The organism is Streptomyces sp. NBC_00539, assembly GCF_036346105.1.
Lineage (GTDB): Bacteria > Actinomycetota > Actinomycetes > Streptomycetales > Streptomycetaceae > Streptomyces.
This window is the reverse complement of record NZ_CP107811.1, coordinates 3,265,197-3,291,928: the sequence shown is the minus strand read 5'-3', so window position 1 is coordinate 3,291,928 and position 26,732 is coordinate 3,265,197. Positions and strand designations below refer to the sequence as shown.

The 26,732-nt window shown below is 72.8% G+C and carries 29 protein-coding genes; 17 read left to right on the top strand and 12 right to left on the bottom strand.

All coding sequences use genetic code 11. The annotated features are described in order from the left end of the window. Positions 1-35 precede the first annotated feature (35 nt). Complete coding sequence (locus OG861_RS14585; protein ID WP_329197022.1) at positions 36-1,280, top strand: GNAT family N-acetyltransferase; 1,245 nt, start codon at positions 36-38, stop codon at positions 1,278-1,280. 58 nt (positions 1,281-1,338) lie between these two features. Continuing rightward, complete coding sequence (locus OG861_RS14580) at positions 1,339-2,097, top strand: putative protein N(5)-glutamine methyltransferase (protein WP_443056568.1); 759 nt, start codon at positions 1,339-1,341, stop codon at positions 2,095-2,097. Positions 2,098-2,168: 71 nt separating this feature from the next. Here OG861_RS14580 and OG861_RS14575 read toward each other — a convergent pair whose 3' ends face one another. From OG861_RS14575 to OG861_RS14565, 3 genes are all read right to left on the bottom strand, one after another. Next, positions 2,169-2,579, bottom strand: coding sequence for a VOC family protein (locus OG861_RS14575; RefSeq protein WP_329197024.1), 411 nt, complete (start codon positions 2,577-2,579; stop codon positions 2,169-2,171). A gap of 87 nt (positions 2,580-2,666) precedes the next feature. After that, entirely contained in the window at positions 2,667-3,062 is a 396-nt protein-coding gene (locus tag OG861_RS14570) for a helix-turn-helix transcriptional regulator (RefSeq protein ID WP_329197026.1), read from the bottom strand. 73 nt (positions 3,063-3,135) lie between these two features. Then, entirely contained in the window at positions 3,136-3,771 is a 636-nt protein-coding gene (locus OG861_RS14565; protein ID WP_329197029.1) for a MerR family transcriptional regulator, read from the bottom strand. A gap of 79 nt (positions 3,772-3,850) precedes the next feature. Between OG861_RS14565 and OG861_RS14560 the strand changes: the two genes are divergently transcribed. The 4 genes from OG861_RS14560 (at position 3,851) to OG861_RS14545 (ending at position 5,933) form a co-directional block, all read left to right on the top strand. Beyond that, complete coding sequence (locus tag OG861_RS14560; RefSeq protein WP_329197031.1) at positions 3,851-4,369, top strand: DUF4188 domain-containing protein; 519 nt, start codon at positions 3,851-3,853, stop codon at positions 4,367-4,369. Between the two features lie 87 nt (positions 4,370-4,456). Further along, positions 4,457-4,849 carry a helix-turn-helix domain-containing protein gene (locus OG861_RS14555; RefSeq protein WP_190187217.1) on the top strand — a complete coding sequence of 131 codons (393 nt, stop codon included), beginning with the start codon at positions 4,457-4,459 and terminating at the stop codon, positions 4,847-4,849. Between the two features lie 23 nt (positions 4,850-4,872). Next, on the top strand, positions 4,873-5,448 hold the full coding sequence (locus OG861_RS14550; protein WP_329197032.1) for a hypothetical protein: 576 nt from the start codon (positions 4,873-4,875) through the stop codon (positions 5,446-5,448). Positions 5,449-5,594: 146 nt separating this feature from the next. Continuing rightward, entirely contained in the window at positions 5,595-5,933 is a 339-nt protein-coding gene (locus OG861_RS14545) for a DUF2516 family protein (protein ID WP_329197033.1), read from the top strand. Positions 5,934-6,032: 99 nt separating this feature from the next. On the opposite strand, the gene OG861_RS14540 is transcribed toward OG861_RS14545, so the two are convergent. The 3 genes from OG861_RS14540 to OG861_RS14530 form a co-directional block, all read right to left on the bottom strand. Further along, a complete protein-coding gene (locus tag OG861_RS14540) occupies positions 6,033-7,316 on the bottom strand; it encodes a PP2C family protein-serine/threonine phosphatase (protein ID WP_329197035.1) in 1,284 nt (427 codons plus the stop codon). Positions 7,317-7,513: 197 nt separating this feature from the next. After that, a complete protein-coding gene (locus OG861_RS14535) occupies positions 7,514-8,614 on the bottom strand; it encodes a C40 family peptidase (RefSeq protein ID WP_329197037.1) in 1,101 nt (366 codons plus the stop codon). 170 nt (positions 8,615-8,784) lie between these two features. After that, a complete protein-coding gene (locus OG861_RS14530; protein WP_329197039.1) occupies positions 8,785-9,597 on the bottom strand; it encodes a class I SAM-dependent methyltransferase in 813 nt (270 codons plus the stop codon). Positions 9,598-9,845: 248 nt separating this feature from the next. On the opposite strand from OG861_RS14530, the gene mshA reads away from it, so the two are divergent. Continuing rightward, on the top strand, positions 9,846-11,228 hold the full coding sequence (gene mshA / locus OG861_RS14525; protein WP_329197040.1) for a D-inositol-3-phosphate glycosyltransferase: 1,383 nt from the start codon (positions 9,846-9,848) through the stop codon (positions 11,226-11,228). After that, positions 11,221-11,712: a YbjN domain-containing protein gene (locus OG861_RS14520; protein WP_329197041.1), complete on the top strand. Its 492-nt coding sequence runs from the start codon at positions 11,221-11,223 to the stop codon at positions 11,710-11,712. The genes mshA and OG861_RS14520 overlap by 8 nt, the downstream gene beginning before the upstream one ends. Before the next feature lie 56 nt (positions 11,713-11,768). Here the strand turns inward: OG861_RS14520 and OG861_RS14515 are convergent, their stop codons facing one another. Continuing rightward, the gene (locus OG861_RS14515) at positions 11,769-13,049 is read right to left on the bottom strand and encodes an MDR family MFS transporter (protein ID WP_329197042.1); all 1,281 of its coding nucleotides are present in this window, start codon (positions 13,047-13,049) and stop codon (positions 11,769-11,771) included. Positions 13,050-13,234: 185 nt separating this feature from the next. Here OG861_RS14515 and OG861_RS14510 point away from each other — a divergent pair, with 185 nt between their 5' ends. Then, positions 13,235-13,993: a phosphoglyceromutase gene (locus OG861_RS14510; RefSeq protein WP_329197043.1), complete on the top strand. Its 759-nt coding sequence runs from the start codon at positions 13,235-13,237 to the stop codon at positions 13,991-13,993. A gap of 72 nt (positions 13,994-14,065) precedes the next feature. On the opposite strand, the gene OG861_RS14505 is transcribed toward OG861_RS14510, so the two are convergent. Then, positions 14,066-14,224, bottom strand: a complete 159-nt coding sequence (locus OG861_RS14505; protein ID WP_168714046.1) for a hypothetical protein — start codon at positions 14,222-14,224, stop codon at positions 14,066-14,068. A 206-nt stretch (positions 14,225-14,430) separates the two neighbouring features. Next, the gene (gene phoU / locus OG861_RS14500) at positions 14,431-15,108 is read right to left on the bottom strand and encodes a phosphate signaling complex protein PhoU (protein WP_329197046.1); all 678 of its coding nucleotides are present in this window, start codon (positions 15,106-15,108) and stop codon (positions 14,431-14,433) included. A 265-nt stretch (positions 15,109-15,373) separates the two neighbouring features. Here phoU and OG861_RS14495 point away from each other — a divergent pair, with 265 nt between their 5' ends. Beyond that, positions 15,374-16,627, top strand: coding sequence for a sensor histidine kinase (locus OG861_RS14495; protein WP_329197047.1), 1,254 nt, complete (start codon positions 15,374-15,376; stop codon positions 16,625-16,627). Further along, a complete protein-coding gene (locus OG861_RS14490; RefSeq protein WP_030387286.1) occupies positions 16,624-17,304 on the top strand; it encodes a response regulator transcription factor in 681 nt (226 codons plus the stop codon). The genes OG861_RS14495 and OG861_RS14490 overlap by 4 nt, the downstream gene beginning before the upstream one ends. A 133-nt stretch (positions 17,305-17,437) precedes the next feature. Here OG861_RS14490 and OG861_RS14485 read toward each other — a convergent pair whose 3' ends face one another. Continuing rightward, a complete protein-coding gene (locus OG861_RS14485; RefSeq protein ID WP_329197048.1) occupies positions 17,438-18,106 on the bottom strand; it encodes a DUF461 domain-containing protein in 669 nt (222 codons plus the stop codon). Between the two features lie 615 nt (positions 18,107-18,721). Here OG861_RS14485 and OG861_RS14480 point away from each other — a divergent pair. From OG861_RS14480 to OG861_RS14455, 6 genes are all read left to right on the top strand, one after another. Continuing rightward, complete coding sequence (locus tag OG861_RS14480; RefSeq protein ID WP_003953493.1) at positions 18,722-19,204, top strand: CarD family transcriptional regulator; 483 nt, start codon at positions 18,722-18,724, stop codon at positions 19,202-19,204. Positions 19,205-19,467: 263 nt separating this feature from the next. Next, complete coding sequence (ispD, locus tag OG861_RS14475) at positions 19,468-20,232, top strand: 2-C-methyl-D-erythritol 4-phosphate cytidylyltransferase (protein ID WP_329197049.1); 765 nt, start codon at positions 19,468-19,470, stop codon at positions 20,230-20,232. Continuing rightward, positions 20,222-20,761, top strand: coding sequence for a 2-C-methyl-D-erythritol 2,4-cyclodiphosphate synthase (gene ispF, locus OG861_RS14470; RefSeq protein WP_329197050.1), 540 nt, complete (start codon positions 20,222-20,224; stop codon positions 20,759-20,761). Before ispD ends, ispF begins: the two co-directional genes overlap by 11 nt. A gap of 137 nt (positions 20,762-20,898) precedes the next feature. Next, complete coding sequence (gene cysS / locus OG861_RS14465) at positions 20,899-22,299, top strand: cysteine--tRNA ligase (protein WP_329197053.1); 1,401 nt, start codon at positions 20,899-20,901, stop codon at positions 22,297-22,299. A gap of 94 nt (positions 22,300-22,393) precedes the next feature. Further along, the gene (gene rlmB / locus OG861_RS14460; RefSeq protein WP_329197055.1) at positions 22,394-23,365 is read left to right on the top strand and encodes a 23S rRNA (guanosine(2251)-2'-O)-methyltransferase RlmB; all 972 of its coding nucleotides are present in this window, start codon (positions 22,394-22,396) and stop codon (positions 23,363-23,365) included. 163 nt (positions 23,366-23,528) lie between these two features. After that, positions 23,529-25,100, top strand: coding sequence for a DoxX family protein (locus OG861_RS14455; RefSeq protein ID WP_329197057.1), 1,572 nt, complete (start codon positions 23,529-23,531; stop codon positions 25,098-25,100). A gap of 190 nt (positions 25,101-25,290) precedes the next feature. Here OG861_RS14455 and OG861_RS14450 read toward each other — a convergent pair whose 3' ends face one another. Next, positions 25,291-26,061, bottom strand: a complete 771-nt coding sequence (locus OG861_RS14450) for a nucleotidyltransferase family protein (protein WP_329197058.1) — start codon at positions 26,059-26,061, stop codon at positions 25,291-25,293. Between the two features lie 72 nt (positions 26,062-26,133). Then, the gene (locus OG861_RS14445; RefSeq protein ID WP_329197059.1) at positions 26,134-26,547 is read right to left on the bottom strand and encodes a hypothetical protein; all 414 of its coding nucleotides are present in this window, start codon (positions 26,545-26,547) and stop codon (positions 26,134-26,136) included. Positions 26,548-26,732 lie beyond the last annotated feature (185 nt).

Genomic DNA, 26,732 nt, shown 5'->3' with positions numbered 1-26,732 from the left:
GACCTGAACCGGGCGGCCGGTTAGCGTGGGCGGCTATGAGCGCTGACGTGCGGCCGATAGCCGAAGCCGAGATCCGCGAGTGGATCCAGACCGTGAACACCGGTTTCTTGACCGCTGCCGGGGTCACCGAGTCGGATGTGGCCCAGCGGGCCAAGAACGGTGAGCTCGCCCGCACCCAGGGCGCCTTCGATGCCGTCACCGGCCGTTGCGTGGCGACCTTCCGCTCCTTCGCCCAGCGGCTGACGGTGCCCGGCGGCGCGGCCGTGCCCTGCAGCGCGGTCACGAACGTCACCGTGCTGCCCACGCACCGCCGCCAGGGCCTGCTGACCCGGATGATGGCCGCCGAACTGACGGCCGCCCGGGACCGCGGCGACGTCATGGCGACCCTGATCGCGGCGGAGTACCCGATCTACGGGCGCTACGGGTTCGGGCCCGCCTCCCACACTTGCGAGTGGGAGATCGACGTCCCGCGCACCGGCCTCGACCCGCACCGGCCCGCGCCCGTGGACGGCGGCCGGATCGACCTCGTCGACGGGGCGGAGGTGCGGCGCGTGGGGCCCGCGCTGCACGAGCGGCTGCGCGCGACGACGCCCGGCGCCGTCGACCGCAGCACGTACCGGTGGAACCTGTTCACCGGCCTGCAGGAGGTGTCGTCCCGGCCCCACCGGGAGAAGTTCTACGCCGTGTACCGCGACGCGGACGGCGAGGTGGCCGGGCTGGCCGCCTACGGCGCCGACGACCACTGGACGGACGCGAAGGTCCCGCAGAACACCATCGAGGTGAAGGACCTGCTCGCGCTGACCCCGGCCGCGGAGCGGGCCCTTTGGCACTTCCTGTGCTCCATCGACTGGGTGCAGAAGGTGCGCACCGGCTACCGCGCCCCCGACGACCTGCTCCCGCGGTACCTGCCGGACCCGCGCGCCGCCCGCCTCGTGACCTCGGCCGACTTCCTGTGGGTGCGGCTGCTGGACGTCGTACGGGCGCTGGGCGCGCGGACGTACGCCGTGCCCGGGGTGCTCGTACTGGAGGTGAGCGACCCGGCGGGTCCGGCCGGCGGGCGCTACCGGCTGGACGCGGGCACGGGGGAGTGCGCCCGGACGCGGGAGCCGGCCGATCTGCGGCTGGACGTCGGCACGCTCGGGTCGCTGTACCTCGGGGACGAGTCGGCGGTCCGGCTGGCGGCGCTCGGCCTGGTCGCGCAGGAGCGGCCCGGCGCGGTGGCCCTGGCGGACGCGGTGTTCCGAACGGCGCGCCGGCCGTGGTGCCCGGACGTCTTCTGACGACCGTCGGAGCGTGTGACGGGGACACTGGCCGGGACGGGAACGAGGACTGAGGTACGTGGTGACACTGGTGGAATCCCTGCGCGCGGCCGGCTGCGTGTTCGCGGAGGAGGAGGCGCAGCTGCTCACGGCGGCCGCCCGGGACGAGGAGCACCTGGCGCAGCTGCTGGCGCGCCGGGTCGCCGGCGCGCCCCTGGAACTGGTCGTCGGCTGGGCGGAGTTCTGCGGGCTGCGCATGGAGGTGGGCGAGGGGGTCTTCGTACCGCGCCGGCGCAGCGAGTTCCTCGCGCAGCAGGCGGTGGCGCAGGCCGGCCCGGGCGCCGTCGTCGTGGACCTGTGCTGCGGGGTGGGCGCGCTGGGGGCGGCGGTGGCCTCGCGGGTCCCGGGGGTCGAGCTGCACGCGGCGGACATCGACGCGGGGGCGCTGGTGTACGCGCGGCGCAACGTGGCTCCGTACGGCGGCCGGGTCCACGAGGGCGACCTGTACGAGGCGCTGCCCGGTTCGCTGCGGGGGCGGGTGGACGTGCTCGTGGTCAACGCCCCGTACGTGCCGACCGGGGAGATCGCCTTCCTCCCGGCGGAGGCCCGCGACCACGAGCCGCCGGTGTCGCTGGACGGCGGCCCGGACGGCGTCGCCATCCACCGCCGGGTCGCGGCGGAGGCCGCCCGATGGCTGGCCCCGGGCGGCCACCTGCTGATCGAGACGAGCGCCCGCCAGTCCCCGCTGACGGCGTCGGCCCTGACGTCGGGCGGGCTCGCGGTGCGCGCGGTCACCTCGGACGAGCTCTACGCCACGGTCCTGATCGGCAGCGTCTGAGCGGTGTTCCGGGCGACTTATCGGGCGACCCAGCGGGCGACCCGCCGGGCGACTGCTCGGGCAGCGCCTCCTCAGGCTGCGGGCGCCTGGTTGATCCGTACGAGGTTGCCGGAGGGGTCCCGGAACGCGCAGTCGCGCGGGCCCCAGGGCTGGTCGATCGGTTCCTGGAGCACCTCGGCGCCGGAGGCCCGTACCTTCTCGAACGTCGCGTCGAGGTCGTCGGTGCGGAAGACGACCATCGGCAGGACGCCCTTGGTGAGCAGCTCCTGGAGGGCGTCGCCGTCGGCCTGGGAGCGGCCCGCGTGCGGCTCGGAGATCACGATTTCGAGGCCGGGCTGCGCCGGGCTGCCGAGGGTGACCCAGCGGTAGTCGCCCGAGGCGACGTCGTTGCGGACGTCGAGGCCGAGGGCGTCGCGGTAGAAGCCGAGCGCCTCGTCCACGTCGTTGACGGTGATGTGGCAGTACTGGAGTGAGATGTTCATGGCGCCCACGCTAGGCCGCGGCCGTGGCGCCCGCTTCTCGGATCCTGCTCGGCGTTCCGCGGGCCGGCGTTGCGCGGGGTCGGCGCTTCAGCGGGTCGGGCGGGTGTACACCTTGGCCACGCAGGCGGGCATCGCCGTGACCGCGTGGTGCTCCCGGCTGCGGTACGAGGTGGGGGTCTCGCCCACGATCTCGGTGAACCGCGAGCTGAACGAGCCGAGGGAGGTACAGCCGACGGTCATGCACGCGTCGGTCACGCTCATGCCGGCGCGCAGCAGCGCCATCGCCCGCTCGATCCGGCGGGTCATGAGGTAGCTGTAGGGGGTCTCGCCGTAGACGGCGCGGAACCGCCGCGAGAAGTGGGCCGGGGACATCAGCGCGTGCTGCGCCATGGTGGGCACGTCGAGCGGACGCGCGTACTCCCGGTCGATCAGGTCCCGCGCCCGGCGCAGATGCGCGAGGTTGGCAAGCTCCTGCGGATCCATGTCCCGACGGTACCACCGGCCCGTCCGCAGCCGCCGGGGTCACGGTCCCGGACGTCCCCGCCGCGCGGGCGCCTCAGAACCGCCGGGCGGACTCCTCCGCGTGGGCCATGCGCCGCAGGCTCAGCAGCACCGGTTCGTAGAGCACCGTGAGCGCGACTGCCGCCTCGATCTGCCCGGTCGGGGTCGGCTGCGCCTCGACCATGTCCAGGTCGGTGACGGCCAGTTGCGCGGCCAGCCGTCCGTACGGCAGCAACTGCTCGGTGTCGCAGGGGTAGCCGAGCCGGACCAGCGCGGCGACCGAGTCGATGAGCCGCCGGTGGGCGGGGTCGAGCATGTCCAGGCCGGATGCGCAGGACCAGCCCAGCCGCTCCATCAGCGCCTCCACCGAACGGCAGGCCGTCTCCACCGCGGGGTCGTCCTCGGCGGGCCGCCCGGCGGTGGGCAACGCCCGGGTCGCCGCGCCCAGCCGCAGGTGGTGGTCCAGCGACTCGTCCTCCGCGGCGGCGATCACCTCGCGCGCGGCGGCCACCGGAACCCCGCCGATCTGGATCAGCGCGCGCACGAGGCGCAGCCGCCGCAGGTGGTCCTCCCCGTACTCGGCCTGGGTCGCGGAGACGCGGCGCCCGGGCTGGAGCAGCCCCTCGCGCAGGTAGTACTTGATCGTCGCCGTGGACACGCCACTGCGCTCGCTCAGTTCCGCCAGCCGCATCCCTCTTGCACCTTCCATCGGACAGTGCCACTATCCAATCATGGGTAGCGCCGCTATCCAACAAGGGACGGGGAATCCAATGGGTAGTGCACCGGAATCCGGTCGGGTCACGGCTGCCGCGGAGGGCGAGGTGGTCGTCTTCCTCATCGGGATGCGGATTAACCGCTGGCGGGCCGTACGGCACTGGCTGCCGACCCTGGTCGCGATGCCGCGCATGCTCAAGGAGCTCGCGCGGGACGACGACCGCGGGCTGCTGGGCCTGCGGAGGCTGGCCGGCGGCCCCCGCCTGTTCGGCGTGGTGCAGTACTGGGAGTCGCGCGAGAAGCTCCTCGCCTACGCCTCCGACCAGGACGGCGAGCACCGCCCCGCGTGGACGGCGTTCAACCGCCGCGTGCGGGGCAGTAGGGGTGCCGTGGGGATCTGGCACGAGACGTACGCGGTGCCGGCCGGTTCGTACGAGTCGATCTACGTCGACATGCCGCCGGCCGGCCTGGGCGCCGCCTGGGGGGTCGAGCCGGTGGGCCGCCGCGGGGACCGTGCGGCCCAGCGCCTGGCGAGCGGCGCCGGAGGGGCGGGGTCTGCGGCCGGGGGAAGGTGACGGCTCGCGCCGTGGGGCGCGGCCGCCCGTGGGAGCTATTGCAAGCGCCTGCTTGCAATAGTTAGCAAGGTGCGGCAGCATGGGGACATGGCATCGCTCAACGTCGGAAATCTCGGCGAGTACCTCCGCGAGCAACGGCGGCAGGCCCAGCTTTCGCTGCGGCAGCTGGCCGACGCGGCGGGGGTGTCGAATCCGTACCTGAGCCAGATCGAGCGCGGGCTGCGCAAGCCGAGCGCGGACATCCTCCAGCAGCTGGCCAAGGCGCTGCGGATCTCCGCGGAGACGCTGTACGTGCAGGCCGGGATCCTGGACGAGCGGGACCGCGACGAGGTGGAGACGCGGGCCGTCATCCTCGCCGACCCGTCCATAAACGAGCGGCAGAAGCAGGTGCTGCTCCAGATCTACGAGTCGTTCCGCAAGGAGAACGCTCAAGAGGCCGATCCGGCCGGTGCCGACGACGAGAAGCCCCACACGAACTGACTGTGATCCGGGAGGACCAGCACATGGCCATCGCCGATGACCTGAAGAAGACCCTCACCGACCCGACCCCCCTCTACTTCGCCGCCGGCACCGCCGACCTCGCCGTCCAGCAGGCGAAGAAGGTGCCCGGGCTGATCGAACAGCTGCGCGCCGAGGCCCCCGCGCGCATCGAGGCGGTGCGCAACACCGACACGAAGATCGTGCAGGAGAAGGCCAGGGAGGCGCAGGAGGTCGTCGCCGCCAAGGTCGCCGAGGTCTTCGGCGCGATCGACCCGAAGAAGCTGGGCGAGACCGCCCAGGACCTGGCGCTGCGCGGCGTCGGCGTGGCCGCCGAGTACGCCGTACGGGCGAAGGAGACATACGACAAGGTCGCCGAACACGGCGAGCAGGCCGTACGGGCCTGGCGCGGCGAGGTCTCCGAGGACATCGTCGACATCGCCGCCGTGGTGGAGCCGGACGTCCCGGCCCAGTCCGCGCCGGCGACGTCCGCGGCCTCGTCGGACTTCTCCGCCGACGAGGACAAGTCCGCCGCCAAGAAGCCCGCCGCGCGCAAGGCGCCGGTGAAGAAGCCGGCCGCCACCGCCGGCGAAGAGAGCTGATCGCAAGAGCGGGTGAGGTGATGACGGACCGGGCACCTGCGGGGTGTCCGGTCCGTTGTCGTGGGTGAAGGCGGCTCTGCCAGTAGCGTGGAGGCAGGCGGTATCGGCGGTATCAGGCGGCACAAGCGCGAAGAGGCGGTCGGGCGATGTTGATGAACGGTTTCGACAACGGGGTGCTCCCCCTGCTCGGCTACGCCATGCTGGCGCTCGCCGTCGTCGCCTTCGTGCTCGCGCTGCTCGGGCGCGAGGACGCGTACCGGGCCGCGGACAAGCAGACCAAGACCTTCTGGCTGGTCATCCTCGGCATCACGGTCCTCGTGGACTTCTTCCTCGGGATGCTGTTCCTGCAGATCGCCGGTCTGGTGGCCACCATCGTCTTCTTCGTCGACGTCCGGCCGGCCCTCAAGCAGGTCTCGGGCGGCGGCCGGCGCTCCGGCGGCAGCAGCAGCGACGGGCCGTACGGACCGTACAACGGCGGGCGCTAGCGGGCGGTAGCGGGCGGTAGCAGCCGGGCGGGCGCCTGCGGTGGGGGGCGGGCGCGGGCATGGCGGGCCGGCGGGCGCGGGCCCGGCGGTCAGGCGGGGTCAGCCCTCGGCGCGCGAGAGCAGGACGACGGCGACGTCGTCGGTGAGCTCGCCGCCGTTGAGCCGGCGGGCCTCGGTGACGGAGGCTTCCAGCAGGCTTTCGCCGCTCAGGCCGGCGTCGAGGTGGCGGTTGATCATCTCGACCATGCCGTCCTGGCCCAGGCGTTCCCTGCCCTCGCCGATGCGGCCCTCGATCAGGCCGTCGGTGTAGAGCATCAGGCTCCACGCGCCGCCCAGCTCGACCTGACGCCGGGGCCAGCGGGCCTTGGGCAGCAGACCGAGCGCCGGGCCGCTGCTCTCGTACGGCAACAGCCGCGCCGAGCCGCCCGCCCGGACGATCAGCGGGGCCGGGTGGCCCGCCAGGCACAGGCCGGCGTGGCGGCCGTCGGGGGAGATGTCCACCGTGCACAGCGTCGCGAAGATCTCGTCGCAGGGCCGCTCCACTTCCAGCACCTGCTGGAGGGTGGCCAGCAGGTCGTCCCCGCACAGGCCGGCGAGGGTCAGGGCGCGCCAGGCGATGCGCAGTTCCACGCCCAGGGCGGCCTCGTCGGGGCCGTGGCCGCAGACGTCGCCGATCATGGCGTGGACGGTGCCGTCCGGGGTGCGGACGGTGTCGTAGAAGTCCCCGCCGAGCAGGGCGCGGCTGCGGCCGGGGCGGTAGCGGGCCGCGAAGCGCAGGTCGGAGCCGTCCAGGAGCGGGTTGGGCAGCAGTCCGCGTTCGAGGCGGGCGTTCTCCTGGGCGCGCAGTTTCGATTCTGCAAGCTTGTACTGGGCGACGTCGGCCCGCTTGCGTTCCACGGCGTAGCGGATGGCGCGGCTGAGGAGGCGGCCGTCGAGTTCGTCGCGGAAGAGGAAGTCCTGCGCCCCCACGCGGACGGCCTCGGCGGCGCGTTCCGCGTCGGCCTCGGCGGTGAGGACGAGTACGGCGTGGCGGGGGGCGATGCGGAGGACCTCGCGCAGGGTGGCGAGCGGGTCGTCCGCGGCGCCGCCCGGGTGGGGCAGGGAGAGGTCGAGCAGTACGCACTGCACGTCGGGGGTCAGGAGCCGGGCCGCCTCGGTGAGGTTGCGGGCGGTGCGGAGCCGGATGCGGTGGCCGTCGGCGTGGAGTATCTCCGGGACGGTGAGGTCGCCGGCGGGGTCGTCCTCGATGACCAGGAGGGTCAGGGAGGGGGCGGCGGGCAGGGCCACCTGGCCGACCTGGGTGGTGACAAGGGTGTCCCGCTGCCGCGGTACGGGTGCGGGCATCGTCTCCGGTTCCTTCGCTCCCCCCGAGGGTGCGCTCATGCGGTTGACCCTAGCGGGCCGGTGCGGGCGGGGGAACGGCGGCGCGGGACGGAGCCCGCGTCATATGCCGTTATCGCGGGGAAAGCCGGGGCGCGGGATGACGAACGTCACCACCGCCGCACCCGCCCCGTCCCGCCCATCGAGACAGGACCCCGCCGGGGCGGGGCCGGGCCCGCGCCGCCGCCGCGGGACCCGGGTCACGCGTCCGGGCGGACCACCGCCTTGATCGGCATGGAGCCCGCGCCCGCGACGGTGACGTTGCGGCCGGGGCGCGGTGCGTGGATGATCGCGCCGTCGCCCACGTACAGGGCCACGTGGCTGGCGTCGTCGAAGTAGATGATCAGATCGCCCGGGCGCATGTCCTTGACCGCCACCTTCGGCAGCAGCCGCAGCTGCTCCTGCGAGGTCCGCGGGATGGGCCGGCCCGCCGCCAGCCACGCCTGCGAGGTCAGGCCGGAGCAGTCGTACGACTGCGGGCCCACCGCGCCCCACACGTACGGCTTGCCCACCTGGGCGGTGGCGAACTGGATCGCCTTCCTGCCCGCTTCCGACGCCGTGCCGTTGATCTCCTTCAAGACGCCCGAGGACAGCCAGGCCGTCTGTGCCTGACGCTGCGCGTCCTGTTCCAGCTGGAGCAGCCGGGCCTTCTCCTCGGCCTGGAGCTTGCTCTCCAGCTCCTGCGCCGCCTTGATCTTCTCCTCGATCTGCTTCTTCGAGGCCTCCTGCTTGACCCGGTTCGCCTCCAGCTTCTGCCACAGCGCGCTCGCGTCCTTCGCGTACCGCTGGAGGTCGTTCTGGGTGCGGTTCAGTTCGGCGAGCAGGTCCGCGGTGGCCTTCTCGCCCTGCCGCAGCCGGTCCGCGCCGTCCAGGTACTGGCCCGGGCTGCCGCTCAGCGCGAGCCGCGCGCCCGGCGGCAGGCCGCCCGAGCGGTACTGGGCGCGGGCGGCGGCACCCGCGCGGTCCTTCAAGGAGGTGATCCGGTCCCGGCCGGCCGCTATCAGCTTGGCGAGCTCCACGACCCGTTCGGACTGCGCCTTCGTCTCGCTCTCCGCCTGGTTGTACGCGTCCGTGGCCGTCCCGGCCTGGCGGTACAGGTCCTCGATCTCCTTGCGGACCTGCTCCAGGGTCTTGGTCCCCGGCTCCGGCGCCACGGGCACACCCGGCGCACCCGGCGCGACCGGCGCCGCGTAGGCGGTCGTCGGAAGACCGAGGGCCGGCGCCGCCGCCAGTACCGCCATCGCGCACAGCAGAGTGAGAGCGGACGCGCCGCGTCGCCGCGCTCGCTTCACGGTCCCCATGGTTCCCCCCATGCGCCTGCAGTCAGAGGGGACATCACCCGACATCACATCTGACTATTCATCAGTAACTTGTTGCTGCTTTCGGGATGGTGCCACGCGTCGGTGAATTCCGACACCCTCTGTGGATAACCCCCGCACCACCCGACGGGCGACGGTCGCCCACGCGGAAGTCACCCCGCCGGGCGCAACGCCTCCCAGCGCACCGTGAGTTCCCCCTGCCGCCACCGCACCGGCCCGTCCGCGAGCGGCCAGTCGACGGCCAGCGCCCGCGCCGTCCGGATCCAGCGCTGCCGCGCCCCGTACGAGGCGTACGGGGCGGCCGCCGCCCACGCCCGGTCGAAGTCGCGCAGGAACGCGTGCACCGGCTCACCGGGCACGTTCCGGTGGATCAGCGCCTTCGGCAGCCGCTCCGCCAGGTCCGAGGGGCGCTCCAGGGAGCCCAGCCGGGTCGCGAAGGTCACCGTGCGCGCCCCCTCCGGGCCGAGTGCGACCCATACGTGCCGCCGCCCGATCTCGTCGCACGTCCCCTCGACGAGCAGCCCGCCCGGGGCCAGCCGTGCGCACAGCCGCCGCCACACCGCCTCGACCTGCTCCTCGTCGTACTGGCGCAGTACGTTCGCCGCGCGGATCAGCATCGGCGCCGCTCCGCCGTCCAGCGGGACCTCGAAGCCGCCGTGCCGGAAGCTGAGCCCGTCCCGTTCGTACGGCTTCGCCCCCGCCACCCGGGCCGGCTCGATCTCGATGCCGACCACCCGCACCCCCGGAGCCGCCTCCCGCAGCCGGGCCAGCAGCTCGACCGCCGTCCAGGGCGCGGCCCCGTAGCCGAGGTCCACCGCGACCGGTGCCTCGGCACGCCGCAGGGCGGCCCCGTGCGTGGCCGCGATCCAGCGGTCCATCCGGCGCAGGCGGTTGGGGTTCGTGGTCCCGCGCGTGACCGTGCCCACGGGGCGTCTGGGGGGCGGTGGGGTGCTGCGGGAAACCATGCGCCGAGCGTATGCGGGCGGGCGGGGGAGCGGAAAACCAGCCGGGCGCCCCCGCCGCGCCCGGGGCGGGCGTCTCCCGAGGCCGTGGTGAGCGTGGCCCCCGAAAGATAAGGAGAGGGAAATCCGTCCACCCCGGAATGCGGGACGCGCCCGCACGGGTTGCACTCCTTGCAGGGCGCACACCGCGCTCCGCGAGTCATGCCCTGCGCCAGCCCCAGCGCGCCGTCCGAGCGAGAGGAACTGCTCCCTTGAGCCAGTACGTGTCCCGCTTCGGCGGCAGTATCAGCGGCCGCATCGCCGCCGCCCGCTCGACCCGGCACGAGCCGCCCCGCCTGCGCCTGCCGGCCGTGGGCCACTCGCGCAAGCCCCGCCGCGTCGCCATGCTCAGCGTGCACACCTCACCCCTGCACCAGCCCGGCACCGGCGACGCCGGCGGTATGAACGTGTACATCGTCGAGCTCGCCAAGCGGCTGGCCGCGATCAACATCGAGGTCGAAATATTCACCCGCGCCACCACCGGCGGGCTCCCGCCCCGCGTCGAGCTGGCCCCGGGGGTCCTCGTCCGGCACGTGGACGCGGGTCCGTACGAAGGCCTCGCCAAGGAGGAGCTGCCGGCCCAGCTGTGCGCCTTCACCCACGGCGTGATGCAGGCATGGGCCGGGCACCGCCCCGGCTACTACGACCTCGTCCACTCCCACTACTGGCTCTCCGGCCACGTCGGCTGGCTCGCCGCCGAACGCTGGGGCGTGCCGCTCGTACACGCCATGCACACCATGGCCAAGGTCAAGAACGCGGCGCTCGCCGAGGGCGACACCCCCGAGCCCGCCGCCCGCGTCATCGGCGAGACGCAGATCGTCAAGGCCGCCGACCGGCTCATCGCCAACACCGCCGAGGAAGCCGACGAACTCGTGCGGCACTACGAGGCCGACCCCGGCAAGGTCGCCGTCGTCCACCCCGGCGTGAACCTCGACCGCTTCACCGTCGGCGACGGCCGGGCCGCCGCCCGCGCCCGCCTCGGGCTCCCGCAGGAGGCCGTGATCCCCCTCTTCGCGGGCCGGATCCAGCCGCTCAAGGCCCCCGACATCCTGCTGAGGGCGGTCGCCGTACTGGTCGACCGCGATCCTTCGCTGCGCGCGCGCCTCTTCGTACCCGTCGTCGGCGGCCCCAGCGGCAGCGGCCTCGCCAAGCCCGAGGGGCTGCAGAAGCTCGCGGCGAAGCTCGGCATCGCGGACGTCGTCCACTTCCACCCCCCGGTCGCGCAGGACCGCCTCGCCGACTGGTTCCGGGCGGCGTCGGTGCTGGTCATGCCCTCGTACAACGAATCCTTCGGGCTCGTGGCGATCGAGGCGCAGGCGACCGGCACCCCGGTGCTCGCGGCGGAGGTCGGCGGACTGCCGGTCGCCGTCAACGACGGCGTGACGGGGATCCTCGTACCCGGACACGACCCGGTGGACTACGCGAGGGAGCTGCGCCGCTTCCTGGACGAACCCTCGCTCGCGGACCGGATGGGCGCCGAGGCCGCGCGGCACGCGCAGTTCTTCGGCTGGGACACGGCGGCGAGCGGCACGGCGGACGTGTACACCGCGGCGATGCATGATCATCGCCGTCGCGTACGCTCCCACCATGGCTGACGCTGACACCGCCGCGATCGTCGAGAGCACCCTGTCCGAGGCCGGACTGGACTGGGAGAGCCCGTCACCGGGCTCGTACGTCGTCCAGCTGCCCGGCACGCGCAAGCTGAGCACCACGTGCTCGCTGCGGGTCGGCAAGCACTCCCTGTCGGTGAACGCCTTCGTCATCCGCCACCCCGACGAGAACGAGGCGGGCGTCCACCGCTGGCTGCTGGAGCGCAACCTCAAGCTGTACGGGATGGCGTACGCGGTCGACGGCCTCGGCGACGTCTACCTCACGGCGCGGCTCCCGCTGAGCGTGGTCACCCCGGCCGACCTGGACCGGTTGCTCGGCACGGTCCTGGAGGCGGCGGACGGGGCGTTCAACACGCTGCTGGAGCTGGGCTTCGCGAGCGCGATCCGGCGCGAGTACGAGTGGCGCGTCTCGCGCGGGGAATCCACCCGCAACCTGGACGCCTTCCGGCACCTGACGCGCCCGGCCTGAGCCGCCCCGGCCCGAGCAGGCCCGACGGCCCGGCCCGAGCCGGACCCGCCGCCCTTTCAGGCGGCGGCGTCCGCGACCTGCGCCGTGGCGGGGGAGGCGGTGGCCGCCGGAGCGGCGAGCACCGCGGAGCCCTCCGCCGGCAGCCGCCGCATCAGCAGCCAGTACCCCAGCCCGGCCACCGACCCGAGCACCCCGGTCGCCCCCCACAGCCACCCGGCCCCGAGGCGGTCGATCACGTAGCCGGCCATCAGCGGCGCCAGCAGCGAGGCCACCGCCCAGGACAGCGTGTACATGCCCTGGTAGCGCCCCCGCCCGTGCACCGGCGACAGCCGCGCCACGAGCCCCATCTGCGTCGGCGAGTTCACGATCTCCGCCAGCGTCCACAGGCACACCGTCAGCGCGTACGTCCACAGCGACCCGGCGAAGGCCGTCATCGCGAACCCGTACCCCGCCAGCAGCGCCGAGACCACCAGCAGCCGCTGCGGGTCCCGGTGCTCGATGAACCGGGTGACCGGGATCTGGAGCAGCACGATCAGCAGCCCGTTCGACGCGATGACCAGACCGTAGTCCCCGGCCGAGAACCCGGCCGCGCCCATGGCCACCGGCAGGCCCACCGACCCCTGGGTGAAGATCAGCGAGATCAGGAACGACAGCCCGACGACCCCCATGAACCGCCCGTCGCGCAGCACCGTCCCCAGCCCGATCGCCGGCCCGGCGTCCCCGCCCGCGGCGGCGTCCCTCACCGGCCGGGACTCGGGGAGCTTCACGAACACCAGCACCGCGCACAGCAGGGTCAGCGTCGCCTCTCCGAGGAACCCGGCCAGGTAGCTGTACTCCGCCACCAGTCCGGCCGCCATCGCGCTGACGCCGAAGCCCAGGTTGATCGCCCAGTAGTTCAGGGCGAAGGCCCGTACCCGGTCCTCGGGACGGACGATGTCCGCCATCATCGCCGTGACCGCCGGGCGGGAGGCGTTCGAGGTCATGCCGACGAGCAGCGCGACCGCGGCGATCGCCGCCGGACGTTCCATGAACCCGAGCAGCGCCACCGAGAACGCGGTCGAGAGCTGCGCGGCGAGCAGCGTGGGCCGCCGCCCCAGCCGGTCCGTCATCACACCCGCGACCAGCGAGGACAGCACGCCGCCCAGCCCGTGGAGGGCGAGGACGAGACCGGCGAACGAGGCCGAGTAGCCCCGGTCGATGGTCAGGTAGAGGGTCATGAAGGTGGCGACGAAGGCCCCGAGCCGGTTGACCAGCGTGCTCGTCCACAGCCACCAGAAGGCGCGCGGCAGCCCTGACACGCTCTCGCGTGCCCCCCGTGTCAAACGGCCCACCGACATACGGATCCCCCCAGGAAGTAAGTGTCTCTCCGGCGCTCCGCACGCTACGAGCGTGCGCGGTCGGACCGCCACCCAATTGACGCCGCGTGTCAATCCGGCGGGGAACGCGACAGGTGCGCAAGGGGCCCGCGGCAGGCGTGGACACCGCGCGCAGGCGCCCCGGGCCGTCCATTAGGCTCGTACGCATGGCCGACGCACCGTACAAGCTGATCCTCCTCCGCCACGGCGAGAGCGAGTGGAACGCGAAGAACCTGTTCACCGGCTGGGTGGACGTCAACCTCAACGAGAAGGGCGAGAAGGAGGCGGTCCGCGGCGGTGAGCTGCTCAAGGACGCCGGCCTGCTCCCCGATGTCGTGCACACCTCGCTCCAGAAGCGCGCGATCCGCACCGCGCAGCTGGCGCTGGAGGCCGCCGACCGCCACTGGATCCCGGTCCACCGCTCCTGGCGCCTGAACGAGCGCCACTACGGTGCGCTCCAGGGCAAGGACAAGGCGCAGACGCTCGCCGAGTTCGGCGAGGAGCAGTTCATGCTGTGGCGCCGCTCGTACGACACCCCGCCGCCGCCCCTCGAGGACGGCACGGAGTTCTCGCAGTCCGACGACGCGCGCTACGCGACGATCCCGCCGGAGCTGCGCCCGCGCACGGAGTGCCTCAAGGACGTCGTCGTGCGCATGCTCCCGTACTGGTACGACGCCATCGTCCCGGACCTGCTGACCGGCCGCACCGTCCTGGTCGCCGCCCACGGCAACTCCCTGCGCGCCCTGGTCAAGCACCTGGACGGCATCTCGGACGCCGACATCGCGGGCCTGAACATCCCGACCGGCATCCCGCTCTCCTACGAGCTGGACGCCGACTTCAAGCCCCTCACCCCGGGCGGCACCTACCTCGACCCGACCGCCGCCGCGGCCGCCATCGAGGCCGTCAAGAACCAGGGCAAGAAGTAACCCCACGCACGCAAAGGCCCCCCGGCCGTGGAGGATCCGCGGGCGGGGGGCCTTCGTGCGGGCCGGGCCGGGTCAGCCGCCGCATTGGCAGGGGGCGCCGGACTGGCAGCCGCAGCCGCAGCCCGAGCCGCAGCCGCAGGCCGCCAGCAGCGGCAGGCGCAGCGGCTCCCGCGACGGCGGTGGCTGCGGCTGCTCGTGCTCCGGGGTGATGGGGACGGGGGAATCGGGCATGGATCCTCCTCGCAGGCGGTGCGCGGGCGGTGTGCCTTCGTCCCCATTCACGCCCAGTGCCCGCGGCGCGTCAACGGCGCATTGGAGCTCGGCGCGTACGACGTGCCCCGCACGTGGGACGTGCCCGACGTGCCCCGTGCCCGTCGTTTCCCGGGCCCGGCGTGCCAGTGCCCGACGTGTCCCGGGCCCGGCGCGCTCGGGTTCCCTCAGACGCCCTCGACCTGGGTCGGGGGCTGGAGCTCGTCCGCGTGCTCGCCCGTCACCAGGTAGACGACCCGCTTCGCCACCGACACCGCGTGGTCCGCGAAGCGCTCGTAGTAGCGGCCCAGCAGCGTCACGTCGACCGCCGTCTCGATGCCGTGCTTCCAGCGGTCGTCCATCAGGTGCTGGAACAGCGTGCGGTGCAGCTGGTCCATCTCGTCGTCGTCCTGCTCCAGCTGGAGCGCCAGGTCCACGTCCTTCGTGATGATGACCTCGGCAGCCTTGGCCATCAACCGCTGCGCCAGCTGACCCATCTCCAGCATGGTGGCGTGCAGGTCCCGCGGCACCGCCGTGTCCGGGAAGCGCAACCGCGCCAGCTTCGCCACGTGCTGTGCCAGGTCGCCGGAGCGCTCCAGGTCGGCGCTCATGCGCAGCGAGGTCACGACGATGCGCAGATCGGTGGCGACCGGCTGCTGCCGGGCGAGCAGCGCGATGGCGCGGGCTTCCAGGTCGTGCTGGAGGTCGTCGACCTTCTGGTCGGCGGCGATGACGCTCTCCGCCAGCTTGAGGTCGGCGTCGAGCATGGACGTCGTGGCCCGCCCGATCGCGGAACCGACGAGCCGCGCCATCTCGACCAGGCTCTCTCCGATCGAGTCCAGTTCCTCGTGGTACGCGTCGCGCATGGTGTCCCTCTCTTGCCTGCTCGCTTACTGCTACTGCTTACCGCTCGTCACCGCTCGCTCATCAGGAGCTGTTCAGGAGCCGTGGGGCGCTCCGGCGGCCGCATGGCCGCCCGGCCCCACGTTGACACGGTCGGCGGCGAACGCGTCCGACTCCGGCACCCCAAGTGAATCAGCACGGTCGTCAGGGTGAACTCTGGGCGACGAGTGTTCGAGCTGCCACCCGAACGGCTGTGGAAGTGTCACGACGCCTGCTTAACCTGGATCCATGGACGTGAACGCGGCGGTCGCCGCAGCTGCAGCGATCGCCGGTCTTTGCACCGGCGTGATCGCGATGCTGGCGTTCCGCTGGAGCGAGCGCGACCAGGCCCGCCCCACCAGGAGCTCCATGCGCCCCGACATCAACGCGGTACTCCCGCCCGGAGTGGACACCGTCCTCTCCGTGCTCCGCTCCTCCGCCGTCGTGCTCGACGAGGGGGACGCGGTCGTCAAGGCCAGCTCGGCGGCGTACGCCCTCGGCCTGGTCCGCGGCGGCAAGCTCGCCGTGGAGCCGATGCTCCACATGGCCCGCGACACCCGGCGGGACGGGGAGATACGCCAGGTCGAGCTCGACCTGCCGCGCCGCGGCACCGGCCGCGGCGAGGCCCTCGCCGTCTCCGCCCGCGTCGCGCCGCTCGGCTCCCGCCTGGTGCTGCTGCTGGTCGAGGACCTGACGGAGGCCCGCCGGATCGAGGCGGTCCGCCGCGACTTCGTCGCGAACGTCTCGCACGAGCTGAAGACCCCCGTCGGGGCGATCTCCCTGCTCTCCGAGGCCGTCATGGACGCCAGCGACGACCCCGAGGCGGTCAGCCGCTTCGCCGGCCGCATGCAGATCGAGGCCACCCGCCTGATCAACCTCGTACAGGAGCTCATCGACCTCTCCCGGGTACAGAACGACGACCCGCTGGAGGACGCCGAGCCCGTCCGCGTGGACACCCTGGTCGCGGAGGCCATCGACCGCTGCCGGCACACCGCGACCTCCAAGCAGATCCACATGGCCGCCGGAGGCACCGCCGACCTGCGGGTATGGGGCAACCGCGGCCAGCTCGCGGCGGCCCTCGGCAACCTCGTGGAGAACGCCGTCAACTACAGCCCGGCCCGCACCCGCGTCGGCATCGCCGCGCGCCGGGTGGCCGCGCCGGGGGGAGACTTGATCGAGATAGCCGTGACCGACCAGGGCATCGGCATCCCGGAAAAGGACCGTGAGCGCATCTTCGAGCGCTTCTACCGTGTGGACCCCGCCCGCTCCCGCGCCACGGGAGGAACCGGGCTGGGCCTCGCCATCGTGAAGCACGTGGCGGCTTCGCACGGCGGCGAGGTGTCGGTCTGGAGCTCCGAGGGACAGGGGTCCACCTTCACCCTTCGCCTTCCCGAAGCGGCCGCACCCGCCCCCCAGGCCACCGCCCCCGCCGCCGCCGCCCCCTCCGCCCGAACCCAGACCGACTCTGAAACAGCCATCCCTGCCCCGGAGGTCCTTCCGTGACCCGAGTGCTCGTCGTCGAGGATGAGGAATCCTTCAGCGACGCCCTGTCCTACATGCTCCGCAAGGAGGGCTTCGAGGTCGCGATCGCCGCGACCGGCCCCGACGGGCTTGACGAGTTCGAGCGCAACGGCGCCGACCTCGTCCTCCTCGACCTGATGCTCCCCGGCCTGCCCGGCACGGAGGTCTGCCGCCAGCTGCGCGGCCGTTCCAACGTCCCGGTGATCATGGTGACCGCCAAGGACAGCGAGATCGACAAGGTGGTCGGCCTGGAGATAGGAGCCGACGACTACGTCACCAAGCCCTTCTCCTCGCGGGAACTGGTCGCCCGCATCCGGGCGGTCCTGCGCCGCCGCGGCGAGCCGGAGGAGGTCACCCCGGCCGCCCTGGAGGCCGGGCCGGTACGGATGGACGTCGACCGGCACGTGGTCACCGTCGCCGGCGGGAAGGTGGACCTCCCGCTCAAGGAGTTCGACCTGCTGGAGATGCTGCTGCGCAACGCGGGCCGCGTCCTGACCCGCATGCAGCTGATCGACCGGGTCTGGGGCGCCGACTACGTGGGTGACACCAAGACCCTCGACGTCCACGTCAAGCGCCTTCGCGCCAAGATCGAGCCGGACCCGGGCGCGCCGCGCTACCTGGTCACCGTCCGCGGCCTGGGCTACAAGTTCGAGCCGTAAGCCGCAGCCCGGGCCGCAGCGGCAGCCTCAGCCGCAGTGGCAGCCGCAGTCGCAGCCGCAGGAACGGTGAACACGGGAAGGGCCCCCCTCCGCAGCGGAGGGGGGCCCTTCCCGTACGTCGTGCCTACGCGCCTCAGTGGCCGGCGGCGTGCGAAGCCGAACCCGAGGGGGTGCCGGACGGCGCGCCCGAAGCGGCACCGGACGGGCTGCCCGACGGCGCGCCCGAGGGGGTCCCGGACGGGCTGCCCGAGGGGCTCGCGCCGGCCGCGCCGGGGGCGGGGGCCGGGGCCTCGGTCGGGCCGAAGGCGGCGTACATGCCGGCGCCGGGGACGACGTAGGCGTCGAGCTTCACGTCGCCCGTGCTGCTCAGCTGGAAGACGACCTCCTGCACGTTGCCGTCCTGGACCGCCTCGCGGCCGCCCTCGACCACGGCGGAGGCGTTGCCCTTGCCACCGAGCACCACGGAGCCGCCGGCCGGAACGGTGATCTTGCCGGAGCCCTCGGCCGGCTTGAGCGTCACCTTCGTCTTGCCACCCGCGAGGGTGATGCCGTCGAGGGTCTGCGGGGTGTCGCCGGCGTTGAAGACGGTCGCGGAGACGGCGGCCGGGCCCTTCTTCTCCTTGGAGCTCTGGGTGATCACCAGTGCGTTCTGGATCTTGATGTTGCCCTTGGTGACGGCGGCGTTGTCCGGCTTGATCTCCAGAGTCTGCGCGTCGGTGCCCGCAGCGCATGCGGAGAGCGAAGCGATCGAGAACACGATGGCGGTAGCGGCGAGAGCGCCGCGTCGAAGGCTGCGGCTCACGGCGGCGGCAACTCCTTGGACGTACGGACGGAAGGTGGACGACCCCAGCTCGCGCTGGGGGAGGTGCCCCGTCGGACGGCTGAGGTAAAGCCGCCCTAAGGGTGTGTCAGCGCGCTTAGGTTACCGAGCCGCCGCCCCGCCCCCGCACCCGACCCTCCGCAGTGCCCGACCTGCCCGGTACGGGTCCGGGCGATCACCAATTCCCCATATCGCGCGGAGATCGCCGACGCGCGGTTCGCGGGCCCCTCCGCCCGCCGTCCGTTGATCAATTCCCGCTTTCCCGCCGGCGGGCCCGGTGATCAAATCGCGGATTGGGCCGGAACCGCTCCGTACGGGTGCCCGCCAGTCGAACGGAGTAGTTCGTTTTACAGCCTTCGAACCCGGCAAAACGGGACGTACATCACACTGAACGACGCGTTCGCCAGGTGTAGCGTGGTCGTTTCGTCCGGTCCGCACAGCGCCTCCGACCTGCGAATACCCCCTTCCGGAAGCCTTCCGCAGCACGTACGTGTCGCTGTTGTCAAGCCCCGAGATGTGCCCTGACCTGCGAAAACGCCATTCATAACGGTCAGTTCTCGTGTTACCCTGGATAGCCACGGAAGGGGTACCTGTCACATGACGTTCAAGGTTGGCGACACCGTGGTCTATCCCCATCACGGGGCCGCGCTGATCGAGGCCATTGAGACTCGTCAGATCAAAGGCGTGGACAAGACCTACTTGGTGCTCAAGGTCGCCCAGGGCGACCTGACGGTTCGTGTGCCTGCGGACAATGCGGAGTTCGTCGGCGTTCGCGACGTAGTCGGCCAGGACGGGCTGGACCGGGTCTTCGAGGTGCTCCGCGCACCGTATGCAGAAGAACCGACGAACTGGTCCCGGCGCTACAAGGCAAATCTGGAGAAGCTCGCTTCTGGCGACGTCATCAAGGTCGCCGAAGTGGTGCGCGACCTGTGGCGCCGTGAGCGTGAGCGCGGGCTTTCCGCGGGCGAGAAGCGCATGCTCGCGAAGGCGCGCCAGATCCTGGTGAGCGAGCTCGCGCTCGCCGAGAACACCAACGAGGACAAGGCCGAGGCCCTCCTCGACGAGGTCCTCGCGTCCTGACGCGAGGAACCCGTACGCGACGAGCCGGACGGATCCGTTCCACGGATCCCGTCGTACAGGCCCTTCGCAGACAGTTGTGCCGCGGTGCCCGATGACAAGGAAACTTGTTGCCGGGCGCTGCGGCATGTCTGTACCCCGTACCCCCCATCCTGCCCAGCCGACTCGCCCGGTCGTCACGGAAGGGGCGATGGCGTCGTACCCGGAGTCACCCTCAACGCCATACCCATGTCGGCCGAAGTCACAAACCTGGCTCGGAGCTACTGATGTCTGACGAATCGCGCCCCCACCGCACCGCCGCCGTCATCCCGGCCGCCGGGCGTGGGGTACGCCTCGGCCCCGGCGCCCCCAAGGCCCTGCGGGCCATCGGCGGGACACCGATGCTGATCCACGCCGTCCGCGCCATGGCCCGCTCCCGCGCGGTCTCGCTCGTCGTGGTCGTCGCCCCCTCCGACGGCGCGCCCGAGGTGCGCCGCCTGCTCGACGAGCATCCGCTGCCGGAGCGGACCGAGGTGCTGGTCGTACCGGGCCGCGAGACCCGCCAGGGATCCGTACGCGCGGGCCTGGAGGCGCTCCCGGCAGACGTCACCTGCGTACTCGTCCACGACGCGGCCCGCCCGCTGGTCCCCGTCGAGACGGTCGACGCCGTCGTGGAGGCCGTCCGCGACGGCGCCCCCGCCGTGGTGCCCGCGCTGGCGCTGGCCGACACCGTCAAGGAGGTCGAGCCCGGCAAGCCCGGCGAGCCGGAGCCCGTCGTCGCCACCCCCGAGCGGGCCCGGCTGCGCGCCGTCCAGACCCCGCAGGGCTTCGACCTCGCCACGCTGCGCCGCGCCCACGAGAAGTTCGCCTCGGCCACCGGTCCCGGCGCCGAGGGCGAGGGCGCCACGGACGACGCCGGCATGGTGGAGCGCCTCGGCGTCACCGTCGTCACGGTCCCCGGCCACGAAGAGGCGTTCAAGGTGACCCGCCCGCTCGACCTGGTCCTCGCCGAGGCCGTACTCGCCCGCAGGAGGGCCACCGATGCCTACTAGTCCCGCCGGTCCCGCCAGCCCCGACGCCGCCGGCGCCCCCGCCGCCCCGCTGATCCCGCTCGTCGGCATCGGCACCGACGTGCACGCCTTCGAGACCGGCCGCGAACTGTGGTGCGCCGGCCTGCTGTGGGAGGGCGAGGACGGCCTCGCCGGACACTCCGACGGCGACGTCGCCGCGCACGCCGCCTGCGACGCCCTCTTCTCGGCCGCCGGGGCCGGCGACCTCGGCGCGCACTTCGGCACCTCCCGGCCCGAGTGGTCCGGCGCCGCCGGCGTCACGCTCCTCGCGGAGGCCGCCCGCATCGTCCGGGCCGAGGGCTTCGAGATCGGCAACATCGCGATCCAGGTGATCGGCGTACGCCCGAAGATCGGCAAGCGGCGTGAAGAGGCGCAGAAGGCGCTGGCGGCCGCCGCGGGCGCCCCCGTATCCGTCTCGGGCACCACCACCGACGGTCTCGGTCTCACCGGCCGCGCCGAGGGCCTCGCCGCCATCGCCACGGCCCTCGTCTACCGGACGAACCCGTCCTAGAGGTACGTACGCACCCCGTGGCGGGCCCGTGCCGCGACACCCTCTCGGCGACAAACGGGGCGGCTGCGGCAACAAACGGGCCCCCGGGTCGCCAAAGGGTCGCGGGGCACTGCTACGGGCGCACTACCCTGGATGCCGTGACTATTCGCCTGTACGACACCAGCGCCCGGCAGATCCGCGACTTCAACCCCGTCACACCGGGCTGTGTCTCGATCTACCTCTGTGGCGCCACGGTGCAGGCCGCCCCGCACATCGGGCACGTCCGGTCGTACCTGAACTTCGACATCATGCGCCGCTGGTTCACCTACCGCGGCTACGACGTCACCTTCATCCGCAACGTCACGGACATCGACGACAAGATCATCAAGAAGGCCTCCGAGCAGGGCCGCCCCTGGTGGTCCATCGGCTACGAGAACGAGCGCGCCTTCAACGACGGCTACGACGCCCTCGGCTGCCTCCCGCCGACCTACGAGCCCCGCGCCACCGGCCACGTGCCGGAGATGATCGAGATGATGCGCGGCCTGATCGAGCGCGGTCACGCGTACGAGGCGGACGGAAGCGTCTACTTCGACGTGCGTTCCTTCCCCGGCTACCTGGCGCTGTCCAACCAGGACATCGACGACCTGCGCCAGCCCACCGAGGAAGGCATCACCGGCAAGCGCGACCAGCGCGACTTCGCCATGTGGAAGGCCTCCAAGCCCGGCGAGCCCGACTGGGAGACCCCCTGGGGCCGCGGCCGTCCCGGCTGGCACCTGGAGTGCTCCGCGATGGCGCACAAGTACCTGGGCAGCGTCTTCGACGTCCACGGCGGCGGCCTGGACCTGATCTTCCCGCACCACGAGAACGAGATCGCCCAGGCCAAGGCCTTCGGCGACGAGTTCGCGCGGTACTGGGTCCACAACGCCTGGGTCACCATGACCGGCGAGAAGATGTCCAAGTCCCTCGGCAACTCGGTGCTCGTCTCCGAGATGCTCAAGCAGTGGCGCCCGATCGTGCTGCGCTACTACCTGGGGACCCCCCACTACCGCTCGATGATCGAGTACAGCGAGGAGTCGCTGCGCGAGGCGGAGTCGGCCTTCGCGCGCATCGAGGGCTTCTGCCAGCGCGTCGTCGAGAAGGCCGGCGGGCCGGTCGAACCGGCCGCCGAAGTGCCGCCCGCCTTCGCCGAGGTCATGGACGACGACCTCGGCGTGCCGCAGGCGCTCGCCATCGTCCACACGGCGGTCCGGCAGGGCAACAGTGCCCTCGCCGCCGACGACAAGGACGCCGCCATCGCGCGCCTGTCCGAGGTACGGGCCATGCTGGGCGTCCTCGGCCTGGACCCGCTCGACCCGTCCTGGGCGGGCGAGGCCGACCGCGGCGAGGACCTCCACGGCGCCGTCGACACCCTCGTGCGCCTGGTCCTGGAGCAGCGCGAGTCCGCCCGGGCCCGCAAGGACTGGGCGACCGCCGACGCCATCCGCGACCAGCTCCAGCAGTCCGGCCTGGTCATCGAGGACAGCCCCACGGGACCCCGCTGGACGCTCGGCCCCCGCTGAGCCCGCCGGAGCAGTCCCGCTGTGCCGCCCGGCGTCCCGGGCGGCACACTCTTCATACGTACACACCGCAGCACCAACGAAACAGGTAGAGGTCATGGCCGGGAACAGCCAGCGCAGGAACCGCCGCACGTCCAACAAGAAGGGCGCTACGGTCGGCAGCGGTGGCCAGCGGCGCAAGGGCCTGGAAGGCAAGGGCCCCACGCCCAAGGCCGAGGACCGCAAGAAGCACAAGGCGAACCGCATCAGCAACGCCATGGCCCGCCAGGCCGCCAAGCGCCGCCCCGCCCCCCGCCGCGGCGGACCCAAGGGCACCAGCGAGATGGTCGTCGGCCGCAACCCGGTCTTCGAGGCGCTGCGCGACGGCGTCCCCGCCACCACCCTCTACGTGCAGCAGTTCATCGACAACGACGAGCGCGTCCGCGAGGCCCTGCAGCTCGCCGCCCAGCGCGGCAACATCAACCTGATGGAAGCCCCGCGTCCCGAGCTCGACCGCATGACCAACGGGCTCAACCACCAGGGCCTGGTCCTCCAGGTCCCGCCGTACGAGTACGCGCACCCCGAGGACCTCACCACCGCCGCGTACGACAACGGCGAGGACCCGCTGATCGTCGCCCTCGACGGCGTCACCGACCCGCGCAACCTCGGCGCGATCGTCCGCTCCGTCTCCGCCTTCGGCGGCCACGGCGTGGTCATCCCCGAGCGCCGCGCCGCCGGTATGACCGCGGGCGCCTGGAAGACCTCGGCCGGCACCGCCGCCCGCACCCCGGTCTCCCGCGTCACGAACCTGACCCGCGCGCTCCAGGAGTACAAGAAGGCCGGCATCGCCATCGTCGGTCTCGCCGCCGAAGGCGAGCACACCGTCAACGACCTGCCGGCGCTGGCCGGCCCGGTCGTCATCGTCGTCGGCTCCGAGGGCAAGGGCCTCGGCCGGCTCGTCGGCGAGAACTGCGACTACCTCGTGCGCATCCCGATGCCGGGTGGCGCGGAGTCGCTGAACGCCGGTGTCGCAGCGGGCGTCGTGCTCTACGAGGCCGCCCGCCGTCGCGCCGAGGCGCCGCGCACCTGATCGCCGGGCCCACCCGGCCCACTCCCTTGATCCAGTTGGCTCAGAGAGCGTGACCCGTGAGCGTGTCACCCCGCCCCTTCCGGGCGGGGTGACTTGATCTTGACGGGTCTCGGACACATCCCTGCTGTCAAGGCAGTGTCCTTATCACTCGTCACTCGGTTAGATGAGTGTGGACACCAGAACGTCAGGGTTCGACGACCAGCCCGCGCTGAGCATGGTCAAGGTGCCGTGCGATCCCGCACAGGTCATCGTCAACCACGCAAGCTTCCGCGTGCGGCTCGCACCGAGCCCGAGCGCGCGTTCCAAGACCTCGCTGCCCGCAGGCGCACCCGGCCGGGCTCCCGTCCTCGGCGGTGCCGTGGCCGCTGCCGCCGGGGCGACCCGACGCCGGGCCCCCGTCGTCTGGAGCGGCAAGGCCGACCAGGGCGACACGGCCGCGATGGGCGGTTTGCTCCAGGCCGCACGGGAGGCGGGCCGCGGCCGGGACGGCTTCGACGGGGGCGCCACCCAGACCATCCCGCGCGTCGACCTCGCGCACGACCTCGCCGACGACACCCTCGCCACGCCGACCGTCATCGGCCAGCGCACCTACGGCGACCCCGACGAGACCCGCCGCCTCGGCGCGGTCCGGCAGCCCGCGGGGCCCTCCTACGACTACGGGCCGTACGACGGGTACGGCTCCGGGTACGACGGGGACGGCGAGAGCGGGGACGAGTCCCGGCGGCCCGCCCCCGACACCCGTGCACAAGCCTCGTACTACCCGGGCCGTCGGATGAACCTCGGCGTCGTGCTGCTCCCGCTGCGCGTCTTCCTCGGCTTCATCTCCATCTACGCCGGCATGGGCAAGCTCTGCGACCCCGTCTACTTCGACGGCGGCGAACGCGGTTCCATGGTCAGCTGGCTGCACACCCTGCACCCCTGGCCGCTGGCCGAACCGCTGCGCGACTTCGCGCTCGCGCACCCCGTCGGTGCGGGGCTCACCGTGGCGTTCCTCCAGGTCATCGTCGGCGTGCTCACGGTCTTCGGGCTCTGGCAGCGGTTCGCCGCCTGCTTCGGCGCGCTGCTGTCCGCGGCGCTGCTGATGACCGTCAGCTGGAAGACCGTCCCGGCGTACGACGCGCCCGACATCATCTATCTGGCCGCCTGGAGCCCGCTGATCATCGCAGGCGCCCCCGTCTACTCGCTCGACGGACGCCTCGCCGGAGAAGCCTGGCGCACGCTCGGCCCGCGCTCCGAGGTCTGGCAGCTGCGCCGGCGCGTACTGCGGCGCGGAGCCCTCATGGGCGGCGTGATCTGCGGGCTCGCCCTGCTCGTCGGCTCCCTCCTCGGCGGGGCCGTCCGGTCCACCGCCGTGGTCACCGTTCCGGGGCCCGGGCGGGCCCCGAGCAACTACCTGCCCGGCACCCCGCTTCCGGTGCAGGCGCCGGCCAAGCGGCAGCAGCCGCCCTCGCAGCAGCCGTCCAAGCCCGCCACGCCCTCGGCGAGCGCCTCCGCCCCCGCCGCCAAGTCCGGCCGTACCGGGGCGGGTTCGGCACCCTCGCAGAGCGCCGGGACGGGCGCGCAGTCACCGGCCGCGAGCCGCAGCGGCGCCGGGAGCGGGCAGAGCACCCCGCGCAGCACGCCGCGCCAGTCCAGCCCGCAGCAGCCGCCGACGTCCTCCTCGGGCAGCGGCAGCGGGGGCGGCAGCGGCGGCACCGCCAAGAAGCCCGGCCTGGTCGGCGGCCTGCTCGGCTGAGGACCGTACACGGAACCGGTACCCGTACGTGGCCCAGGGCCCGGCGCGCGAGGAGCGCGCCGGGCCCTTCGGCGTGCGCGGGGCGCTTCGGCGTAGCGCGGAGGAGGGAGCGGGGCTTCGCGGGGCTTCGCGGGGCTTCGCGGGGCGGTGGGGGCCGGTGCGGGGCGTGCGCGGGGCCGGGCACGGCCGCTCAGGAGCCTCCGTACGCCGCCAACTCCCGGGCCGCCTCGGTCAGGTCCTTCGCCGTGTCGATCGCCCGCCAGTAGGCGCCCTGGGGCAGCGGGAAGCCCGCGAGGCGGCGCTCCCGGGCCAGCCGGGGGAAGGTGGTCCGCTCGTGGTCGCCCAGGTCGGGCAGCAGCGCCGCGAAGGCGGGGCCGAACACGTACACGCCGGCGTTCACGGGGTACGGCGACTGCGGCGCCTCGATGAAGTCCAGTACCTGCCCGAACTCGTTGGTCTCCACGACCCCCCACGGGATCCGCGGCCGGGCCAGCGCCAGCGTGGCCACCGCGTCGCGCTCCTTGTGGAAGGCGGCCATCTCGCGCAGCGAGAACCGGGTCCAGACGTCGCCGTTGGTCGCGTACCAGGGCTGGTCCGCGTGCGGGAGGTGGCGCGCGGCGTACTTGAGGCCGCCGCCCCGGCCGAGCGGCTCCTCCTCCACGACTGTCGTCACCCGCAGCGGCAGCCGGGTGCGGCCGAGCCAGTCCTGGAGCACCCCGGCGAGGTGCCCGCAGGAGACGACGGCGTCGGTGACCCCCTCCGCCGCCAGCCAGGCGAGCTGGTGCCCGATGATCGGCACGCCCGTTCCCGGGATCTCGACCATCGGCTTCGGCCGGTCGTCCGTATACGGCCGCAGCCGCGTGCCCTGGCCGCCCGCCAGGACCACGGCCTGGGTGGGGGCAGCCGGGAACGCGGCCGCGTCGTGCGTGGGTTGGGGCGGTACGGGGGGAACGTCGGTCATGCCCGCCAGCGTAGGCAGGACGCCCCCGCGGCGACGGCCGACGCGACGGCCGTCAACCCGCCGGTCGGACCGTCAGCCCATGGAGGCGACGCCGGACGCGTACGAGGTGTCGCAGACGGGGCGGGCGAAGGACTGGGCCTTCGTCGGCCCGTAGGCCTCGACGGCGGCCCGGCCCAGGGCCCGCGCGATGCCCACGCAGTGCTCGGCGAGCGAGGGCCGCCGGTCGACCTCCTGCTGGAGGTGCGTCAGGACGTCGCCCGGCTCCTCACCCTGACGCAGCTCGGTGAGCAGCTTCTCGCGCAACAGGTCCTGTGCGGCACGCGGCTTGGCGGGAACGGACACGCCTTCTGCGGAGGCGGTCAGGATCTGGGAGGAGGAGTTGTCCGCCCAGGGGACCATGGTGACCGCCAGCGTCCCGGACAGGACCAGGACGACGGGCAGGACCAGGGCGAGGGAACGGCCGATACGGCGGGCAGTGTGGGTCACGAGGGCGAGAGTAGCGCTCGGTGAAGACGTGGCGACATTCAGTCACCCGGTCGGGGGATGGTTCGACGCGGCTTTTCGATTCCCGGGTTGACGAGTAGGGCCGAATGGTCCGATCTGCCCGGGAATCCGGACACGGCCGCGGCAACTCGCCGGGAAGGGGCACCCCTTGGCGGGGCACCCCTTCC

Coding starts and splice junctions, on each gene's coding strand:
- OG861_RS14585 (WP_329197022.1), top strand. CDS start 36: ATGAGCGCTGACGTGCGGCCGATAGCCGAAGCCGAGATCCGCGAGTGG.
- OG861_RS14575 (WP_329197024.1), bottom strand. CDS start 2,579: ATGAACATCTCACTCCAGTACTGCCACATCACCGTCAACGACGTGGAC.
- OG861_RS14570 (WP_329197026.1), bottom strand. CDS start 3,062: ATGGATCCGCAGGAGCTTGCCAACCTCGCGCATCTGCGCCGGGCGCGG.
- OG861_RS14565 (WP_329197029.1), bottom strand. CDS start 3,771: ATGCGGCTGGCGGAACTGAGCGAGCGCAGTGGCGTGTCCACGGCGACG.
- OG861_RS14560 (WP_329197031.1), top strand. CDS start 3,851: ATGGGTAGTGCACCGGAATCCGGTCGGGTCACGGCTGCCGCGGAGGGC.
- OG861_RS14555 (WP_190187217.1), top strand. CDS start 4,457: ATGGCATCGCTCAACGTCGGAAATCTCGGCGAGTACCTCCGCGAGCAA.
- OG861_RS14550 (WP_329197032.1), top strand. CDS start 4,873: ATGGCCATCGCCGATGACCTGAAGAAGACCCTCACCGACCCGACCCCC.
- OG861_RS14545 (WP_329197033.1), top strand. CDS start 5,595: ATGTTGATGAACGGTTTCGACAACGGGGTGCTCCCCCTGCTCGGCTAC.
- OG861_RS14540 (WP_329197035.1), bottom strand. CDS start 7,316: ATGAGCGCACCCTCGGGGGGAGCGAAGGAACCGGAGACGATGCCCGCA.
- OG861_RS14535 (WP_329197037.1), bottom strand. CDS start 8,614: ATGGGGACCGTGAAGCGAGCGCGGCGACGCGGCGCGTCCGCTCTCACT.
- OG861_RS14530 (WP_329197039.1), bottom strand. CDS start 9,597: ATGGTTTCCCGCAGCACCCCACCGCCCCCCAGACGCCCCGTGGGCACG.
- OG861_RS14520 (WP_329197041.1), top strand. CDS start 11,221: ATGGCTGACGCTGACACCGCCGCGATCGTCGAGAGCACCCTGTCCGAG.
- OG861_RS14515 (WP_329197042.1), bottom strand. CDS start 13,049: ATGTCGGTGGGCCGTTTGACACGGGGGGCACGCGAGAGCGTGTCAGGG.
- OG861_RS14510 (WP_329197043.1), top strand. CDS start 13,235: ATGGCCGACGCACCGTACAAGCTGATCCTCCTCCGCCACGGCGAGAGC.
- OG861_RS14505 (WP_168714046.1), bottom strand. CDS start 14,224: ATGCCCGATTCCCCCGTCCCCATCACCCCGGAGCACGAGCAGCCGCAG.
- phoU (WP_329197046.1), bottom strand. CDS start 15,108: ATGCGCGACGCGTACCACGAGGAACTGGACTCGATCGGAGAGAGCCTG.
- OG861_RS14495 (WP_329197047.1), top strand. CDS start 15,374: ATGGACGTGAACGCGGCGGTCGCCGCAGCTGCAGCGATCGCCGGTCTT.
- OG861_RS14480 (WP_003953493.1), top strand. CDS start 18,722: ATGACGTTCAAGGTTGGCGACACCGTGGTCTATCCCCATCACGGGGCC.
- ispD (WP_329197049.1), top strand. CDS start 19,468: ATGTCTGACGAATCGCGCCCCCACCGCACCGCCGCCGTCATCCCGGCC.
- ispF (WP_329197050.1), top strand. CDS start 20,222: ATGCCTACTAGTCCCGCCGGTCCCGCCAGCCCCGACGCCGCCGGCGCC.
- rlmB (WP_329197055.1), top strand. CDS start 22,394: ATGGCCGGGAACAGCCAGCGCAGGAACCGCCGCACGTCCAACAAGAAG.
- OG861_RS14455 (WP_329197057.1), top strand. CDS start 23,529: ATGAGTGTGGACACCAGAACGTCAGGGTTCGACGACCAGCCCGCGCTG.
- OG861_RS14450 (WP_329197058.1), bottom strand. CDS start 26,061: ATGACCGACGTTCCCCCCGTACCGCCCCAACCCACGCACGACGCGGCC.